Annotated in this window: 14 protein-coding genes; 5 read left to right on the top strand and 9 right to left on the bottom strand. The window is 67.9% G+C overall.

The features are described from left to right. Window positions 1-31 precede the first annotated feature (31 nt). Window positions 32-424 carry a VOC family protein gene (locus G4D86_RS00135; RefSeq protein ID WP_240360012.1) on the bottom strand — a complete coding sequence of 131 codons (393 nt, stop codon included), beginning with the start codon at window positions 422-424 and terminating at the stop codon, window positions 32-34. Between the two features lie 475 nt (window positions 425-899). Here G4D86_RS00135 and G4D86_RS00130 point away from each other — a divergent pair, with 475 nt between their 5' ends. The 3 genes from G4D86_RS00130 (at window position 900) to G4D86_RS00120 (ending at window position 3,697) form a co-directional block, all read left to right on the top strand. Further along, on the top strand, window positions 900-2,060 hold the full coding sequence (locus G4D86_RS00130) for a cytochrome P450 (RefSeq protein ID WP_163988023.1): 1,161 nt from the start codon (window positions 900-902) through the stop codon (window positions 2,058-2,060). Between the two features lie 16 nt (window positions 2,061-2,076). Then, window positions 2,077-2,871 (top strand): class I SAM-dependent methyltransferase, encoded by a 795-nt coding sequence (locus G4D86_RS00125; RefSeq protein WP_163988021.1) that lies wholly within the window; start codon window positions 2,077-2,079, stop codon window positions 2,869-2,871. 73 nt (window positions 2,872-2,944) lie between these two features. After that, complete coding sequence (locus tag G4D86_RS00120) at window positions 2,945-3,697, top strand: carboxylesterase family protein (RefSeq protein WP_163988019.1); 753 nt, start codon at window positions 2,945-2,947, stop codon at window positions 3,695-3,697. 74 nt (window positions 3,698-3,771) lie between these two features. Here the strand turns inward: G4D86_RS00120 and G4D86_RS00115 are convergent, their stop codons facing one another. The 4 genes from G4D86_RS00115 to G4D86_RS00100 form a co-directional block, all read right to left on the bottom strand. Next, window positions 3,772-6,864, bottom strand: a complete 3,093-nt coding sequence (locus tag G4D86_RS00115) for a PPC domain-containing protein (RefSeq protein WP_163988016.1) — start codon at window positions 6,862-6,864, stop codon at window positions 3,772-3,774. Window positions 6,865-7,561: 697 nt separating this feature from the next. Continuing rightward, window positions 7,562-8,116 (bottom strand): imm11 family protein, encoded by a 555-nt coding sequence (locus G4D86_RS52490; RefSeq protein ID WP_338050577.1) that lies wholly within the window; start codon window positions 8,114-8,116, stop codon window positions 7,562-7,564. Window positions 8,117-8,142: 26 nt separating this feature from the next. Then, window positions 8,143-8,730 (bottom strand): AHH domain-containing protein, encoded by a 588-nt coding sequence (locus G4D86_RS00105; protein WP_240359959.1) that lies wholly within the window; start codon window positions 8,728-8,730, stop codon window positions 8,143-8,145. 374 nt (window positions 8,731-9,104) lie between these two features. Continuing rightward, window positions 9,105-11,534, bottom strand: a complete 2,430-nt coding sequence (locus G4D86_RS00100; protein WP_163988010.1) for an ABC transporter permease — start codon at window positions 11,532-11,534, stop codon at window positions 9,105-9,107. 264 nt (window positions 11,535-11,798) lie between these two features. Here G4D86_RS00100 and G4D86_RS00095 point away from each other — a divergent pair, with 264 nt between their 5' ends. After that, window positions 11,799-12,512 (top strand): hypothetical protein, encoded by a 714-nt coding sequence (locus tag G4D86_RS00095; protein ID WP_163988008.1) that lies wholly within the window; start codon window positions 11,799-11,801, stop codon window positions 12,510-12,512. A gap of 11 nt (window positions 12,513-12,523) precedes the next feature. On the opposite strand, the gene G4D86_RS00090 is transcribed toward G4D86_RS00095, so the two are convergent. The 4 genes from G4D86_RS00090 to G4D86_RS00075 form a co-directional block, all read right to left on the bottom strand. Next, complete coding sequence (locus G4D86_RS00090) at window positions 12,524-13,342, bottom strand: alpha/beta fold hydrolase (protein WP_163988006.1); 819 nt, start codon at window positions 13,340-13,342, stop codon at window positions 12,524-12,526. A gap of 74 nt (window positions 13,343-13,416) precedes the next feature. Continuing rightward, complete coding sequence (locus G4D86_RS00085) at window positions 13,417-14,340, bottom strand: RNA polymerase subunit sigma-70 (RefSeq protein WP_205519410.1); 924 nt, start codon at window positions 14,338-14,340, stop codon at window positions 13,417-13,419. Between the two features lie 284 nt (window positions 14,341-14,624). Then, on the bottom strand, window positions 14,625-16,532 hold the full coding sequence (locus G4D86_RS00080) for a thrombospondin type 3 repeat-containing protein (RefSeq protein ID WP_163988004.1): 1,908 nt from the start codon (window positions 16,530-16,532) through the stop codon (window positions 14,625-14,627). A gap of 10 nt (window positions 16,533-16,542) precedes the next feature. Then, entirely contained in the window at window positions 16,543-17,058 is a 516-nt protein-coding gene (locus tag G4D86_RS00075) for a hypothetical protein (protein WP_163988002.1), read from the bottom strand. A 583-nt stretch (window positions 17,059-17,641) separates the two neighbouring features. On the opposite strand from G4D86_RS00075, the gene G4D86_RS00070 reads away from it, so the two are divergent. Continuing rightward, window positions 17,642-18,066, top strand: a 425-nt coding sequence (locus G4D86_RS00070) for a protein kinase domain-containing protein (protein ID WP_163989332.1), incomplete at its 3' end; no start/stop codon positions are given.

Below are 18,066 nucleotides of genomic sequence, written 5' to 3'. Positions count from 1 at the left end.
CGGCCCTGCCGTCACGAGGAGCCGGCGGGCATCACCTCGGCGACCCGCTTTCTGCCTCTCCGTCTGGACTGGCGAGGACGACGACATAGCCATCCGGGTCCTGGAGCCACATCTCCCGGTGCTGCGGCGCTGGGTTGACGTGCGGCTCTTCGAGGACCCGAGCGCCCAGACGTCTGGCGCGGTCCACGGCCGCATCAAAGTCGTCGACTTCGAACCAGAGAAGGACGCCATGGCCATGGGGTGCCCGGTCGGGCCCCACCAGGTTGGGGTGCTCCTCGGCATCCCAGCGGTGCAGCTGGAGGACCAGGGTGTCCCCACTCAGGAGCCGGTTGTAGACGAGACGATGGGGATGGTCCGGATCGCCCCCCGAGCGGACTCCCAGCAAGGTCTGGTACCAGGCGCTGCTGGCCTTCACGTCCCGCACCGCAATCAACGTCTGAGGCCTGACCGTCAGTGAAGCAGGTTGTCCCATGAAACCCCCGGATGAGAAGAGCGCGCGATAGTGCCGCGTCCTGGTTACCGTGTCTTGGACAAGATGTGAATCCGCCATCCGCGCTGCCTGCTCCCCACGACTGCCCGGTTCAAGACACTCGCCGGCAGGTGCAATCAGATTGCATCAACGGCGGTGGAATTTTGGCGCGGCGCCAGAGATTGACGTGCAGCAAGCCCAAATAAATGGCTTTGCGCGAAATGCCTGAATTGCTCGTTGACACTTTGCTTGTCTTTTGTTTCCTTTCCATGGCGCTCCGAAAGCGAGTGCAAGGAAAGGAGAAACGACAATGAACTACCTCCACTGATATTGAAGCATTGCAAAGACTTGGACCCGGCGCTGTCGCTGGGTCTGGGTCCCTCCGGTCAATGCCTGACGTTCCGCCTGGACGCCCCCGCGAGGAGCCCCCGTGCCCATTGCCGCCGAGTTCGAGCCCCTGCACCCCGAGACGCTGCGAGACCCGTACCCCGTCTATGCCCGAGTGCGGGCGTTGGCGCCGGTGATGTGGCATGAGCGGCTCAACTCCTGGCTGCTCACCCGGCACGCGGAGTGTCTCCAGGTCCTGAAGGATTCGCGCCGCTTCGCCGCCGACTGGCGCCGGGTTGGCGCGGCGGTGCCCGAGCACAGCGTGAGCATCCAATCCATGGACCCGCCAGAGCACGGCGAGCTGCGCGGGCTGCTCGTGAGTGCCTACCGCGCCCAGGACCTGGCGGCGGTGGAGCGCAGGGCCTACCTGCACGCGAATCGCCTGCTCGCCGGGCTTCGCGCGGAGGGTGGGGGAGAGCTGATGACCCGCTTCGCGGCGCCGCTCGCACTCCATGCCGTCTGTGATTTCCTCGGCGTCCCCGCGCCGGACCCCGCCACCTTCGGAGAGATGTCGGACGCCATCATCCGCGGCATGGACGCGGGCCTCGCGCCGGAGCGAGCGGCCCCCGGCGCCGCCGCCAGGGCGGGCCTGAGCGCGCTGATTGCGAGCTGGTTCGAGCCTCCTCCGGCAGGTGGAATGCTCGGGTTCCTGGCGCGCTCCGAGTCGGCCGCCGGGATGCCTCACGGCGTGCTGATGAACAGCATGCGCGTCGTGTTCCATGCCGGCTACACCTCCGTGTACAGCGCGGTGGGGAGCTCCATCCTCTCCCTGCTGCGCCACGGCGTGGAGCTGTCCCGGCTGGGCGACCCGGCGCTCCTGGAGACGGCGGTGGAGGAGCTGTTCCGGTATGACGGTCCAGTGCAGGCCACCGGCCGCGTGTGCACCGAGGACGTGGAGCTCGGCGGGGTCCGCATCGCCCGGGGGCAGGGACTGGTGCTGCTGCTCGGCTCCGCCAACCGGGACCCGGAGGCGTTCTCCCGGCCGGAGATGCTCGTCCTGGATCGTCAGCCCAACCCCCACCTGGCCTTCGGCTGGGGCATTCATGCCTGCGTGGGCGGTCTGCTGGCCAAGGCGGTGGTGCGGCTGGCCCTGTCCAGCCTCATCGAGCACGCACCGCACCTGCGCCTGAGCGGTGACGTCGTCCACAAGCCCCAGGCCACCCAGCGGTGCCCGCACCTCATTCCCGTCGCGTTCGGCGCGTGAGCGCGCCAGGTGTCCCGTGAGCTTCGACTACACCGACGATGCAGCCCTCTATGACGTCGTCTGCGAGAGCTACCGGGAAGACGTCGCCTTCTACGTGGAGGAAGCCAGGCGAGCGAGGGGTCCTTGCCTGGAGCTGGGCTGCGGCACCGGGCGGCTCCTCATTCCGGCGGTGGAGGCCGGCGCGCGCGTCACGGGCCTGGACCGCTCGGCGGCGATGCTCGCCCGGGCCCGCGACCGGGTCCAGGCCCTGCCCCCGCCGCTCCGGGAGCGGGTCGACCTGCGCGAGGGCGACATGGTGTCGTTCTCGCTCGACGCGCGCTTCGCGCTCATCACCGTGCCCTTCCGCACCTTCCTCCACCTGCTGACCGTGGAGGAGCAGCTCGCGGCGCTCACCAACATCCGCCGGCACCTGCTGCCGGGCGGGCGGCTCGTGCTCAACTTCTTCGAGCCGTCGCGGCTGGTAGCCGAGCTGCTCGGCAATGACGGCCCGTCCCGGGGGCTGCTGAAGCAGACGGGGGGCGTCGTCTCGCATCCGGTGACGGGCAACCCGCTCGTCGAGTGGGCCAGCGTGACGGGGGACCCCGTGAGCCAGTGCTTCACCCGCTGTCTCGTGTACGACGAGCTGGAGCCCTCCGGGCGGGTGGTGGGGCGGATGTATCGGAGAATCACCAGCCGCTTCATCTTCCGCTCGGAGTTCGAGCACCTGCTGCATCGGTCCGGCTTCACGGTGGAGGCGCTCCAGGGGTCGTTCGACGGCGGCCCGGTCCGCCCGGGCGGCGAGCTCATCTGGCGCGCCCGCGCCGCGCAGTGAGCGTATCCATGGCGGAAATGCAACTTGGTAACTAAAGTATCTACTCCCCCCCCGTAGTTGGAGAGGAGTCGCCATGTCGACATCGCAGCGCATCTTGTTGGGTTGGGTCCTGCTCTTCGCGCAGGGCTCGTTGGCCGCGCAGGGGCAGATCCTGGCGCGTCCCAGGACCACCGTACCGGGCATCAACTACGGTTACTGGGAGTACCTGCCGCAGGGCTATGACGACAATCCCGAGGCGACCCATCCGCTGGTGATCTTCCTGGGAGGCCTGGGGCAGGAGGGTGATGGGACGGCCACGGCCGCCGGTCTCGAGAAGCTCATGGGGGTCACCGCGCCGCCTCTCCTCATCCGGAATGGACGCCACTTCCCGTTCATCCTCATCTCGCCCCAGCGGTTCAATGCCTGGTGGGGGAACAGTGAGATCGACGGCATCATCGAGTTCGCCAAGCGCCGCTATCGCGTCGACCCGAACCGCGTCTATCTGACGGGGCTCTCGGCGGGGGCCGTCGTCACCTGGTCCTACGCGGTGGCCTTTCCCCAGAAGCTTGCGGCCATCGTCCCCATCGCGGGGAATGGCAACGGGATTGCCATCTGCAACATGTGGAACGTGCCGGTGTGGGCCTTCCATGGCACAGCGGATGGAACCGTGTCCCAGTGGGGGTCCATCGAACCCGTCAACAAGCTCAACAACGTCTGCAATCCCGCTGCGAACCCGCCGGCCCAGCTCACGCTGTATCAGGGCGTGGGGCATGACTCCTGGTCCCGGACCTACAGCGGCTCAGCGGGCCATGACATCTACACGTGGATGTTGAGCCACTCGCTCTGACAGTGCTCGAAGAGGAAGCCGGCCGCCCCACCCGAGCTGCGTGGGGCGGCCGGCTGCGTACGCGCGGTGGCCGCCTATTCGAACGTGGCCTTCACGTCGTAGCTCCCGCTGGTCCAGTAGGTCGCGAGGTACCAGGTCCCTGCCGTCGGGTTGGTCCAGCTGCACCCCTGCGAGATGCCCGTCACCGTCGAAGCACAGTTGTACTGCGAGTTCGAGGCGGGCTTGAGACCCTTGACGTACAGGGAGAGCTGCCCCGGGTCGCTCGACGTCCCGGTGGGCCCCCGGGTGGTGATGGTCAGCTTCGTAGCGCCGGCGGGCACCTTGATCTTGAACTGGCCGTTGCCGGTCAGCTCCGTCACGGCCACGCCATTCATCAGGGCCGCGAAGGTCGTGTCATCGTTCCAGCCATCGATGCCATCGCTGATGGTGACCATGTTTCCCCACGACGCCGTCGCCGGCGTCTTGGACTTGACCGAAATGCGTCGCTGCCCCGGGGAGCTGGAGAGGAAGTTGTCCCTGCACTGCGTGAAGCGACCCGACGTGTTGCACGTGAAGACGTTGTTGTAGGCCATGTCCGCGAAGCGCACGTCGGTGGGCGGATTCACCCCCGACTGGACATCGACCCGCACGAAGTCGGAGGCCGAGGGGATGCTGACGGAGAAGAGCAGGGCTTCGTTGGGGCCGATGTAGAGGTTCGGAACCGGGGTGCCAATCGTCATCGGAATGGCTTCGTTGGTGAGGCTGTACCGGGCGGTCAGCACCACGTCCTTGAAGTCCGTCTTTCCGTCGACGCGAATGAGCCACGTTCCCGGCGCCGGGTTCTCGAAGACACAGACCTCCAGGCTGGTGAGGTCCTGGCTCCGGCAGTCCGCCGCCGTCAGCGTCGGGCGCACGCCCCGGCTGACCGCGAGGTCCGCGTTGCCGCGGCCGCCTGACATGCCCACCACCAGCCGGTTCCTCCCCTCCGGCACCTCCACCTTGAAGTACTGGACGGAGCCCTGGCTGCCAGAGAACGCCACCACGTTCTCCCCGCTGGCCAGCGCCCTCACGCCTTCACCGGGGGTGCTCGCGAAGGTCGTGAGCAGACGAGCCTGGGTGAAGGTCTCGGTGCCGCGAACGGCCACGTACCAGGTGCCCGGCTGCGGGTGCGCGAACTCGCAGTTCTCCTCGTTGTTGGGCAGGGTGGACGCGCAGTCGTACGTCGTGCCCGGAGCCTCGCCGTACTTCACGTACAGGTCCGCGTTCCCAACTCCGCCGCTGAGCATCACCCGGAAGTCGCTGAGCCCGGCCGGAACCTCGACCTTCCACACGCGCTCCTGGCCGGGTGCCCCAGAGAATGGCTGCTCCTCGTACCCCGGAGCCATGAGAGGGATGCCGGAGGAGGTCGTCGCCCGGACGGTTCCATCGAGCGCGGACTCGCTGGCCACCAGGACGTACCACGCCCCCTCCTGCGGATTGTCGATGACGCAGGTCTGCCCCGCAGGGACGTTGTTGTACGTCCAGGACGCTGCCTGGCACGTGTACTGGAACGTCGCGGGCACGTCCCCGTACCGGACATACAGGCGCGTCTGGGGGCCGCGCTGGAAGGCGTGGTCCACGCGCAGCTGCGACTGTCCCGCCGGGACGTCGATGCGCCAGTACCGGAACTCACGCTGCGCACCGGCCGTGAAGACCTGGGGAACGCCGTCCGTCAGCGAGGCGACCGGACCGCCCCCGTACCACCCGGCCAGGGTCCCGTAGACGATGCCGCTCGTGTAATACACCGTGACGTAATAGCGCCCGGCCTGGGGCCGGAAGAGCCGACACGGAGACCGGCAGCCGTCGCTGAAGTCGGTCGACCAGGAGCCCTGCTTCACCATGACCCAGTTGTTGTAATCGGTCGTCAGCGTGATGTTGGCTTCCGTCTGCCCCTCGGGAATATCGAAGGTGTAGTAGGGCGCGTTGCTGCCGTAGAGCACCGGTTGTCCTGGCACCAGCGTCAGCACGCTGGGATACCCCGCGGAGAAGCTCAGGCCCGAGAATGTCGTGAAGCCGCGAACCAGGATGTACCAGGTGCCCGCGGCCGGATTCGGGAACTTGCAGCCCGTTCCGCAGGCCGTGCCCTGACCCCGCGTCGGCGGGGTTCCATGCTGGACGAACATCTCGGCAATGCCCGTTCCCTGCGTCGTCCGGACGTTCAGGACCGGCATGCCCTCGGGAACAGTGAGGGAGTAGTAGCGGTCCTCTGCCGGGCTGCCGGACAGCCCGGTCACCTGCTGGGAGTTCTGCAGGGGCGTCGCCGTTCCGGTGCCAGTGCTGGCGACCACGCGAGCCGTCAGGCTCAGGTTCGAGAAGGCATTGTCCGCCCGGAGCACCAGGTACCACGTCCCCGCTTGCGGATTGTCGAACGTGCACGAAGCGGGACCGCTCGAAACACTGGCGAGGCAGTCCACCGCGCTGCTGCTGCCGCTGGGGAACGGGTCCCCGCGCTGGACGTAGAGTGAGCGAATCGTAGCCGAGCTCTCCACCGTGAGCCGGGCCTGCCCCGTGGGGACGGTGAGGGTGTAGTAGGCCAGGTCATCCTGCGCCGCGCTGATGCCCGTCACCGTCTGCCCATTCGTGAGTGCCACGGTGGGCTTCACGCTCCCGGTCACCCAGGGGAGGATCTGGTTCCCCGACGTGTTGTTCGACATCAGGATGTAGTACCGGCCCGCCCCGGGCTTGAAGATGTCGCAGGTGCCGCTGCAATCGTAGAGGGTGTCGGTGGGGCGGGAACCCAACCTCGCCTTCACCGTGCTGCTGCCCGAGGAGTCGATTTCGAGCCGGCCTTTTCCCGCCGGGACGTCGACGAAGAACATCGTCGGCTGGTTGGAGTAGTGGAAGTAGTTGGTGTTTGGAAAGAGCGGCAGGGGCTGGTTGAAATAGACGACCAGCTTCGCGTTGGCGTACGCCGCCACCCCGTCGAGCTTCACGCTCCAGGTGTCGGCGAGCGGTGCCTGCACGTTGCACTTCTCCTCGTTGCTGGAGGCCCGTGGGTTGCAGTCGTAGACGGTGGTGGTGGGAACCTCGCCGCGCTTGACGGACATGTTCGCGTTGCCGGCTCCTCCCGTCAGCGCGAAGGACACTTCCTGGAGACCGGCGGGAAGGTTGACGTAGAAGTACGTCACCGAGCCCGCGGCCCCGGACACAGTGACGGGAACGCCATCCTGGAGCGCTGTTCCCGGTAGCGTGACGGCGCCTGCCGCCTGGGTTTCGAGTGCCGGTGGTTCGCCTGTCCCATTCGCGGGACTGCAACCCACGGCCAACATCCACAACAGTCCAACGACAAGGGCTCTGCGACTGCCTGTATGCATGTCTTCTTTCCTGGGACCTTCCAGCCCGGTGGGGATTGCAGGGCATTTTCACGGGGCGTCTGACATGCCGGCCGTCAAGAGCGGTTGGCCTGAATACGATGAGATGCATATGCAACGTGGATACAGGTTCCGCGGGCGCCGCGTGACGGCGCCGAAGCAGAAGCGCACTGGCCAGCGCGTGCAGCGAGGGAGACCTCAAGCTGACCGGCAAACTCGTCACGGACGGCACGGACGCGATCCACCTGGTCGTCCACGGCGAGGCGCAGGTCGGCGCATGGCTGCGGCCAGGCCAACGTGGTGCCATCTACCTCCCGGCACTGACCCTGTGCGAGCACGTGCTGGCGGGCCAGCCGCTCCTGCGCGACTGACGCGCGCGTAACGGTCAAACGAGTGCCAGGGAGGAGTCGAGCAGCGCGGGCTCTCCCGCGCCGAAATCGAGACGCTCCACGCCCTGCTGCGCCGCGTGCTCGCCAACCTCGTCGCGATGATTGATCGGGGTGAGTTCTGTTGATGCCTACTGAAAGCGCGTGACTCAGCGGAACCCTGCCGAGTCGTTCCAGTCCGGCACCGGAATGAAGCGCAGGCCCTCCGGTGGAGGCGTGAGGCTCATCATCCGGTCCACCACGGAGCGGTGGAAGAGGTGCACCGTCGCCTCCTCCAATCGGAAAGCAAGCCGCTCTTGGAGGGGTACCTCGCGCAGCAGCTTCTCATCGAGGACAAGTCTGTCGATGCCCAGCACCATCAGCCCGCTGTCGGAACTCTCGATGACGGAGCGCTCTCGGTCCACGCAGGCCAAGCGCTGCCACATGTGCAAGAGCCAGTAGCGGAGGACCGAGTCTCCGACGCGGACGTCCGCGGGGAGCCACTGCACCCCCTGAAGAGCTAGCGGTTCCATGCACTCTTTGAGGCGCGAGGAGACCACAGGCGCGGGAAGGCTGTGGTGGTCCACCATTCGGGGCTTGGGAGGCACAGGCTCCCCCAGCTTCAACCGCACGGGCTCCGAGTGCTGCACGGGACGCCCTTTTCGAAATGGGGACGCGGACTCGTCCCATGCCAGGAGCGGGTGTTCCAGGGAGCGGCCGCGCATGAGCACAAAGTACTCGTCCTGCACGACTACGCCCCCACCTGCAGTTGCCGCCGCGCCAGAGGTTCGCCAGTGCGCCCGTGTCGAGCACCATGCCGCCGGCCACGGGGGCATGCGTGCCGGGGCTTGTCCTGGAGGCTCGACGCACCAGCGCAGCCCACGCCGCCCGGCTGGTAGTCCTGCCCGTCGGTGGTGAGCGTCCAGCGCCCCTTGGCCACTTTGCGGAGAATGGACGCGCTCATGCTGTCCAGTTCGCGGGTTAGCGCTGCCGGGTCCTGGCAGAATCTGCCTCCTTCAATCGCCTCGGCTACCGCCTCCAGAAGGGCTTTCACGGCCTCGGGGTAGGAAACGTCCATGTCGAAAGCCCAGCCACCAGCATGGGGCCCAACGTGAACAGGCACATGGAGTTCACACGCTACGGCCAGCACCATGGGGAGGAGGACGCCATTCTCCCGACGATTGATGTCGTAGCCGAACAGCCGGCAGTACACCGCCCACGTTTCGTCATCGGCCATTGCCTCCGAGCAGATGAGGTGATGCGCAGCGATGGACCAGCGCCCGGTATACCAGGGGTGAGCGTCCGCCTCGGCTCCATTGAGGATGTTGTCGCGCAGCACCGAAGAGCTGCCGGCATGCCAGCCCCACGCTGCCGCAAAGGGGTGCTCGGGCCTCCCGCAGTACTCGCAGGGTGGCCTCTTCAGAGGCTTTGGCCCGTCTCCAGGATCCGACTTCTCGAATCGGACTCGCCCACCTGCGCGGATGATGACCGGCATAATCCCGGACATTGCGCCAGAGCTAGCAAATCGAGCCATAGACGGAAGTGCAGAGCTGGGTTGCACAAAAGACAAAGGGCGCCGGCAGCGAGGCCAGCGCTCTTCGGACTCCAGCGCCACATCAGGTTCAGGTTCAACCGCCTCGTCCGTCGTCAGCCCGTCCTGGCGCATGCCCTTGTTCAGCTCACACTGCGGCGTGCTCCTGGGCGACAGCCGGCTCAGTCGGCCGACATCGCTTCACCCGGAGACACACGCGAGGCGTGCCGCGCAGGCAGCCAGCTCGCCAGCGCCACCACGCCGAGCAGCAGCAGCGGCACGACGGCGAAGGTCAGCGGGTCCGTGGCGCTCACGTCGTACAGCAGCCCCTCCAGCACCCGCGACAGCGCGAGCGCCAGCACCAGCCCCACACCCAGGCCCACAGCGCACATCCGCAGCGCGTGACGCATCACCAGCCGTACCACGTCGGACGGCATCGCCCCCAATGCCAGGCGGATGCCCAGCTCCCGCCGCCGCTGCGCGACGCTGTAGGCCATCAGCCCATAGATGCCCAGCGAGGCGAGCGCCAGCGCCGTCAGCGCGAAGGCCAGCAACAGCACGCGCTGGAAGCGACGGTCCGCCACGGAGCGCTCCAGGCTCTGCTCCAGCGTGGTGGGGGGCGGAAGGGGCAACTGAGAGTCCAGTTGGTGCAGCTCCGCCTTCACCGTGGCCGCCACCTGGGCCGGAGAAAGGCGGCTGCGCACCACCAGCGTGGAGAAGGGCCAGGGCGTCTGTTGCTGCGGCGCATACACCTCCGGCTGGGCGGCCACGTCCAGCGAGCGGGCGCGCACGTCGCCCACCACGCCCACCACCTCGCGCGGCAGCGGGTCTCCATAGCCAATGACGATGCTCCTGCCGAGCACCTCCTCCCCGGGGAAGAAGCGGCGCGCGAAGGCCTCGTTCACCACCACCACCGCTGGAGCGCTGGCATCGTCCCGGGACGTGAAGTCGCGCCCGCGCCGCAGGGGAATTCCCAGCGTGGTGAAGACGCCGTCGCTCATCGCGCGGTAGGCCACGGACTGACGCTCGCCCGGCGAGGTGGGTCGGCTGGGGATGTCCAGGCTGAGCGAGACGGCGCCGCCCGACACCATCCCCGGCGTCACCAGGGCCGCCGACTCCACCCCGGGTAGCGAGCGCGTGCGCTCCAGCAGCCGGTTGAAGAATGGGGCCATGGCGTCGTCGGCATAACGGACGTCGGGCAGGCTGACCCGAAGCAGGGTGATGTTCTCCGGCCGGTAGCCCGGGTCCACCGCCGCCAGCCGCTGCGCGCTGCGCACCAACAGCCCCGCGCCGGCCAGCAGCACCAGCGCGAGCGCCACCTGCGTGGACACCAGCACCGCGCGCCAGCGCAGCGCCCCGCGTCCCGCGCTGGTGCCGCGCGTGCTCTGGAGCAGCCCGCCCAGGCTGGCGCTCGCGGCGGTGTGCAGCGGCGCCAGGCCACACAGCAGCGCCACCGCCACCGACAGCCCCGCCGTGTACGCCAGCGCCAGCCCGTCCACCCGCACCGACTGCACCTGGTGCGCCGCCGCGGGCAGCAGCGCGTTCAGCGCGTCCACGCCCCACACACCCAGCAGCAGCCCCAGCGCCCCTCCCGCGAAGGCGAGCAGCGAGCCCTCGGAGAGGAGCTGTCCCACCAGCGCGCCCCGCCCCGCGCCCAGGGCGGTGCGCACCGCGAACTCCTGCTGCCGCGCCAGCGCGCGGGCCAGCAGGAGCTGCGCCACGTTGACGCAGGCGATGAGCAGCAGCAGCGTCACCGCGCCCAGCAGCAGCAGGGCGGGGCGGCGCGTCCCGGCGGACAGCCGCGCCTGCAGGCCCAGGAGGCTCACGGAGCGGTGGCTGTTGCTTTCCGGGTGCTCCCGGGCGAGCGCGGTGGTGATGGCATCGGTCTCGGCCTGGGCCTGCGTGAGGCGAGCACCGGGAGTCAGCCGCGCCACCGCGTTCAGGCTGTGCGCGCCCCGGTTGTCCCAGTTGGCGCGGAGGAAGGCATTGGCGTGCAGCGGGGCCCAGAGCAGCACCGCGTCCCTGGCGCCCTCTCGGGGGAAGTCGAAGCCCGGGGGCATCACTCCCACCACGGAGTAGGACTGGCCATCCAGCTCCAGCGTGCGCCCCAGCACCTGGGCGTCGCCCCCGAAGCGGCGCACCCAGAGCCCGTGGGACAGCACCACCGCGCGTGGGCCGTTGAGCAACTGCTCCTCGGCGGACAGCCAGCGACCCAGCAGGGGCGCCACGCCGACGACGCGGAAGAAGTCCTCGCTCACCATCGCGCCCTCCACGCGCTCGGGCTCCACGCCCGGGCCGGTGAGGGTGATGCCCGCGGTATTGAACGCAGCCAGCCCGGCGAAGGACTTCACCTCCTGGCGCAGGTCCTCGACGTCCGGGCGAGCCAGGCCCGAATTGGCGTCGCCCTCGTCCCGGTTCATCCCCCACACGGACACGAGCTGTTCCGGCTGGGGGAGGGGCAGCGGGCGCAGCATCAGTGCGCTCACCACGCTGAAGAGCATGGTGTTGGCTCCGATGCCGAGGCCCAGCGCGAGCACGGTCGCCAGCGTGAAGCCGGGGCTGCGTCGCAGCGAGCGGGCGCCGTAGCGCAGGTCCTGGAGGAAGGAGGGCATGGCCGGACTTCTTTAGCCAGAGGCGTGCCAACGCGGCCCGGGACTCAAGTGGGCGAAGTGACGACACGTGCCGTCGCCAGGAGCCTCGGGCGCTGTACGGCTGTGGGACGGCGGGTGTCCGGAGGCGGCACACGCGGGCGAGGGCCGAGCATCATCCAGACGACAGCGCGCACCCTGGTGGGGAGCCTCGAGCGAGGCCTCCTTGACGTCGCAGCAGGCTTTCCGGAGCATGCGCACGGGGCCGGCCTGATGGGAGAGATTTCCATGAAGCGTTCGTACCGGTGTGTCCCCGTTCTGCTCGTGCTCCTGGCCCAGGTGACCGCCTGCCAACCCGAGTCGGAGCCCATTCCCGCTCCCGGGCCTGCGCCGGATGACACCACCCCGGATTCATCTACGGGCACTCCGCAGACCCAGACCTCTCCCTTTTCCCTCACGTCCTCGGCCCGGGCCCCCGACACCCGCACGCCGGTACCCGAGGGCTGCGCACTCAGTGGGTTGCTCACCACCGACTCCGCGCTGGGCATCCTGGACTTCCGCTACGACGCCTTCGTCCTCACCGCCCAAGAGACCGGAACGGTGGTCATCCAGGGCGATGTGATTTCGGCCAACCCCAATGGCTATCGATATGGCTACGGATATCCGCTCAGCATGGCGTCCGTCGAGGACGGCGTCACCTTCACCGCCTACGGAGGCAGCTACCTCGAGGACGCGCTCGAGACCGGGACGGCGATCATCGACTACCCAATCGAAGCGGGGCGCCAGTACGTCCTCGTGTACAAGACCTTCGGCTCGTTCACGCCGCAGACGTACTGCCTCACGCTGCCCTCCACGCTGAAGGTAGAGGGCCGGATCGACACGTCCCCCGTGCCGGTCCCCATTCCCACGAAGAGCGAGGGCCCCATCACCCTGGAGAACCCGCGCCCCGATGTGCTGGGCCGCATCGTGCCCTGGCTGAATGGGCACGTGGCGGGCAACTGATTCGCAATGGGTCAGGGCCCGAGGAAGGGCTCGACGGCTGTGACCATCGCCGGGGACTCGAACAGGTCGTAGTGCGTGCGGCCGGGCAGGATGGCGAGGCTCGACTTGGGGCGGCCGCTGCCGTCGAGGCCGCCGTCGCGCTGGCCTCCGCCGAGCAGCCCGTAGAACTGCGCGATGTACGAGGGCGGCATGCTGTCCGCGTCGGCGAACACGAGGAGCACGGGCATGGAGAGCTTCGACACCTCCGCGGACCAGTCGTAGGGGCGGCGCTGGAGCTCGCCGGTCTTGTCGATGAGGCGCGCGAAGCCCGCCGAATCGGGCGCGATGGCGGCGTAGGTCTGGTACACCGGCGCGGGCTTCATCATGTCGGCGAGCGCGCCGGTCAGGTGCTGGAACGCCGCGGCTACCTCCGGGTACCAGCCGGTATTGCTGAACGGCGCGCTCACCACGACGAGCTTGCGCACGCGCGACGGATGCTGAATGGCGAGGCGCAGGCCGACACCACCGCCCAGCGAGTAGCCCAGCACGTCCGCCTGCGGCACGCGCAGCTCGTCGAGCAGGGCCGCGAGGTCGTCCGCCAGCTGCTCGTAGCGCAGCGGTCGGTCGACGTCGGCGGTCCTGCCGTGGCCCTGGAGGTCGACCGAGATGACCTGGCGACCCTGCGCGAGGCGCGTCGCGACCGGAGCGTCCAGCGTGGTGTTGTGGAGTCCGCCGTGCAGCAGCACGAGCGGCATGCCTCCGTCGGCGAGAGGGCCGCGCACTTCGTAATAGAGGTGCAGGCCGTTCACGTGGGCGTAGCCGGTCTTCGTCGGGGCGGTGGGGGAGGTCATGGGAGAGGAGCCTCGGGAGGAGGGAATGGAGGTGCAGGAGACGGCGAGGAGGGACAGGGCGGCAAGGAGCGCCCTCACGCGAGCACCTCTGGCAGGCCGAAGGCGGCCAGCAGCGTGGGTTGGAACGTGGTGATCTCGTGGATGCGGCCGTCGCGCACGTGCAGAACGTCGAGCTTGAAGGCGCGCAGCTCGTGGTCGCCCGGTCGCCGCAGGTAGCTCACGGCCGCGGGCATGCGGTTGGCCCACGCCGGCACCAGCCGCCACTCGCCCATGGCGTTCGCACGCTCCATGAGCGGGAGCACCTGGTCCACGCCCTCGATGCACGCGGGCAGCGGCGGCATGGTCACGCGCACGTCGCGCGTGAGCAGAGCGATGGACGCCTTGCAGTCGCCGCTCTGGTGCGCCGAGATGAACGCCCCCAGCAGCGCGCGCTCGTCGGCCGTCACTGCGTCGCCGCGCGGGGGCGCCTCGTGGCGCGAGAGCGTGGCGCGTGCACGCTGGAGGCTGCTGTTGACCGCCGCGACCGAGGTCTCCAGCAGTGAGGCTGTCTCGGCCGCCGACCAGTCGAGGAGCTCGCACAGCATGAAGGCCGCCCGCTGCCGCGGAGGCAGCCGCTGGATGAGGGCCAGATAGCCCAGGGCGATGGACTCGCGCGTGACGGCCTCCTCCTCGAGCAGGACGTCCGGGTAGGGCTGCAGCCAGGGAGTCTCGGCGAACGAGCGCGCGGAGGTCGCCTGCCGCGAGGAGCTCCGCAGGTGGTCGAGGCAGGCGTTCGTGGCGATGCGGTACAGCCAGCGCCGCATCCCGGCCTCACCGCCGCTCGTGTCGAACGCGTCGCGCGCATTCCACGCGCGCAGCAGCGTTTCCTGCACGAGGTCGTCGGCCTCAGCGAACGAGCCGACCATGCGGTAGCAGTGGAGATGCAACGCGCGGCGGTGCGGCCGCACGAGCGCGTCGAAGGCGGTCATCGGGGGCGGGAAGGGAGTGGGCTCTGTCATGCACACCAGAACGACGTCAAGGGTCCGGATTCATCGGTCGACCGATGATTCCTCCCCGGCCCCAGTGAAAACGCGGGCTTGGCGGAGGCCGCAAGAGCAATGAAGGATGGAGGCCCAGTGGGGCGCGCCCCCGAGTCCTCCACCGAGCATGAGACGGATAGAGGCACTGTTGAGGGAGGTGGGCAGGTGCCGAGGGGAGGAGGAGCGCTGTCGGGGGCCGCCTGAGTTGTGCACCCCGCCGGTGGAGAGGCCGCGCCGCCCCTTGGGGTCAACCTGCGCGCCTTCTACCGCACGGACTCGGCTCGGGGGGCCGAAGCCTTCTCCACGGAGATCCCAGTCCCATTGTCGGCGACCTTTACGATGAGCGCGGTTCCACCCGTGCTCTTGCCCTGACGCACCTCCAGCGGATCGTATTCTGCGATCCTCGCCACGAACCGGCCCGGTCGTCGTGGCGTTCCCTTGGACCAGATCTCCAATCTGACCATCCGCGAAGTGCCTCGCTGCGAGGTGGCTGCCGGGGCCTGGTGTCGCTGCGCGCCGCCAACCGTTGGCAGGCCTCGCTGGCCCACGACCGCGGAGGCCTGAACCTGGCCGAGGACCGCGGCTTCGATTGCCTCGACGGTCTCCGCGCCGCTCGGCAACATCACGACCGCTTCTTCGGAGATGACGAAGTTCACGACCGTCCAGCTAGGATTGACCCTTGACGAGATCCGGATCTCGAATCGGTTGCAGCCGCCAAACTGGCAGACCTTCCAGAAGGTCTGCACCGGGCAGCTGACGGATGGAAATTGGCAGGCCAACTCGCTACCCGGGTTGACGGGGCAAACATCCTCACCGTCCGCTATTCCATCCTGGTCATCGTCGGCGTCGGCACAATTGCGTACTCCGTCTCCGTCCGAGTCCGCACCGTCCCATCCGAACACCTCCCGCGCAGTGTCGGGACAATTCGCGGCGATGCGCCACCCGATCCGGGTTGAGTCTTCCTTCGGCTTGTCATCGGCTGCATCCAGGCACAAGTCGTTGTCGTCATCCGCGTCGCAGCTGTCTCCCTCTTTGTCACCATCCGTGTTGAGCTGATCCGCATTGGGAACGCTCGGGCAGTTGTCGCAGAGGTCGCCCCAGCCGTCCTGATCCAGGTCGGTCTGAGCTGGGCTTGGATGATACGGGCAGTTGTCGCAGGCGTCGCCGCGCGGGTCGCCATCGGTGTTGAGTTGGTTCCTGTTGGCCACGGAGGGACAGTTGTCGATGCTGTCGGCAACGAAGTCGTTGTCGCCGTCGGGCTCGGCCGTGGCTTCCCGGGTGTTGCAGTTCGCCGTTGTCGAGTCTTTACAACATGCGTAGAGCTCCAGGACGGCCGCCTTGAAATCGGCGTCCCACTGCTGGTGGGTGCTGGCAAACCCGGGAGGCATCCACAGCTTGTCGGCGACCTCCCGCACGGTCATGCGGCCTTCCCCCGTATCATTTTGCTCGCAGGTCTTGTCGCCGATGCGATGGCAGCTGGTGCAGGAGTTGTTCGGTGGGCGGAAGGTCCTGACGGTGGAGCCGAACATGTCCTGATAATTGGAGTTCCAGAGCCCCACCGGGTTCCAGTGGGTCGGATTCGCGACCTGGATGATGTACTTCGACCAGATGAAGGGATCGGCGTCGTGGCAACCGGTGCAATGGATGCCGGCCACACCGGGAGGATCAAGCCAATACTGGGCCGCCTCTGTGGTGGCGTCTTGTGGGCTGGGGACCTGGCTGCCGTCGAGGTTGGCATCCAGGTGGCTCTGAAAGAAGCACGTATTGCCGGTGGCCCGGTTGTGCTGGATGACTGCGATGTCCGTGAAGGCCGAGTCGAACGGCCCCTTGTCGTTTTGTTGGTACTTCCGGCAGATGACCACCGTCTCGACTGTCGGTATCGTGCTGGGGATGCGGAGGAAGCGTGAGTAGGGCACGCACTGACTGCCCCCGAGCCCGAGCTGGATGGGATTGTCGCAGCTCTCGCCAGGCTGTGCCTGTGTGACGGGTTGGCCGTTCTTGGTGATGGGAATGACGGCACCGGTCATGCAGTTGAACTTGGGGATGCCCCCCATTTCGAGCGCACACTTCTGGGCATAGTCAACGCGTGACGAGGGTGCGGAATGGACGAGGGTCAGCGGGAAGCAGGCGACTGCCACCGTCACTCCAGCGACCCATAGGCGCAGCTTCATGGCGTCCCCACTATCGCTGGCCTTGTTCGAGCAACCAGGCCGACGAGGTCTCCAGCGTGCGACCGCTGCGGCTCACGTGCACTTCGACTCGCAGCACGAGCTCCGTGGGTCGGTGCGCCGCCTCCTTGTCCGGCCCCCCCTCCTTGTCCGGCACCACGGCCACGAAGTGGAGGCTCTTTGTGTCGAGCGCCACGGCCGGGTTTCGGCCACGCAGGCAGGCCTGCACTGCACTGCGGTCCGCGACGAGCACTGCGCGCTTGTCGGTGGGACCGAGCGCGAAGGCAGGAGTCACCGCCCATTGGCAGGGGCGACCGCCGCCGCCCGACAGTGTCACCGCGAGGCTGTCGACCTGAAATTCGAGCTTCGACCAGTTCGTCACCTCGACAGTGAGATCGCTCCGCTCATTCCACGCCGGTACGGTCTGCAGACCGAAGATCGCCGCAGCGTGGCTGATGGTCGCCAGACCGGCGAGTGAGGTGGCAACGCAAAGCCTTTTCACGGCGGTGATGGTCTTCCAGGTCCCCAAATCGCACCCCATCCTCTCTGGCGAAAACTCTTCCTCAGCGGAAGCCAGGACACAGCGGGCTTTGTGGTGCGTGAGGAATGAGCTCACTCCTCGCATTGGCTTTCAACCCAGCGTGCCGCCTGTTTAGACGGAAGCCACGAGCAGAGGTACAGCACACGGGTTCGCTACGTTTGTCGAGACACCGACACTCACCTGAATCCTGGTGCACGACGCATTGGGTCGGCGCTGCCCCAGAGCCCGGTTCAGTGACTGGAGCACCCGTTCCATTTTCAGGTGCCTCGATTGGAGCATAAGACGGATAGAGGCACTGTTGAGGGAGGTGGGCAGGTGTCGAGGGGCCGAGGAGGACCGCTGACGGAGGCCGCCTGAGTGGTGCGCCCCGCCGGTGGAGAGGCCGCGCAGCCCCCTGCTGCTGCGCTACCTGCAGCGGCGGTGAAGCATGCGCTTTCACCTGTGGCTGTCCGGGCTCCCCACGTCAGTCCGGTGTGGAGGGCTGTCGTCCACCTGCCGGATGACGTTGGAGTTCACCTACCTCGCGAGTAGTCTCCTCGTGCGCGGTGCGGACCGCCTCACGAGGTAACTCATGGAGTTTGACGACCTCAATCCGGCAAGACTGCCCCCCGGGACGCGACTGGGCCCGTGGCGACTGCTGGAGCAGCGCGGCCGGGGCACCTACGGCGTCGTCTACCGCGCGGTGCGCGACGAGCAGCAGACTGCCGACGCCGTGGCCCTCAAGCTGGCCGTGAGCCCGGGGGATGCGCGCTTCGCGCGTGAGGCCGAGCTGCTCTCGCGCATCCGCCACCCCGCCGTTCCCCGACTGGTGGACCATGGCCACTGGCAGCCCCGGGAGGGCGTGTCCTACGCCTGGCTCGTCATGGACTGGCTGGAGGGCCTGCCGCTGTATGAGTGGGCCCAGGCACAGCGCCCGTCTTCGCGACAGGTGCTTGAGCTTCTTGCCCGGCTGGCCCGAGCCCTGGACGCCACCCATGCGGCTGGCGGCCTCCACCG

Source organism: Pyxidicoccus caerfyrddinensis, from assembly GCF_010894405.1.
In the GTDB taxonomy this organism is placed as follows: Bacteria; Myxococcota; Myxococcia; order Myxococcales; family Myxococcaceae; genus Myxococcus; species Myxococcus caerfyrddinensis.
This window is presented reverse-complemented; position numbering and strand designations above follow the sequence as displayed.

Bases quoted from the DNA above. Each gene is read 5' to 3' on its own strand.
- G4D86_RS00085 (WP_205519410.1), bottom strand. From the start codon at position 14,340: ATGACAGAGCCCACTCCCTTCCCGCCCCCGATGACCGCCTTCGACGCG.
- G4D86_RS00100 (WP_163988010.1), bottom strand. From the start codon at position 11,534: ATGCCCTCCTTCCTCCAGGACCTGCGCTACGGCGCCCGCTCGCTGCGA.
- G4D86_RS00090 (WP_163988006.1), bottom strand. From the start codon at position 13,342: ATGACCTCCCCCACCGCCCCGACGAAGACCGGCTACGCCCACGTGAAC.
- G4D86_RS00080 (WP_163988004.1), bottom strand. From the start codon at position 16,532: ATGAAGCTGCGCCTATGGGTCGCTGGAGTGACGGTGGCAGTCGCCTGC.
- G4D86_RS00120 (WP_163988019.1), top strand. From the start codon at position 2,945: ATGTCGACATCGCAGCGCATCTTGTTGGGTTGGGTCCTGCTCTTCGCG.
- G4D86_RS00095 (WP_163988008.1), top strand. From the start codon at position 11,799: ATGAAGCGTTCGTACCGGTGTGTCCCCGTTCTGCTCGTGCTCCTGGCC.
- G4D86_RS52490 (WP_338050577.1), bottom strand. From the start codon at position 8,116: ATGCGCGGCCGCTCCCTGGAACACCCGCTCCTGGCATGGGACGAGTCC.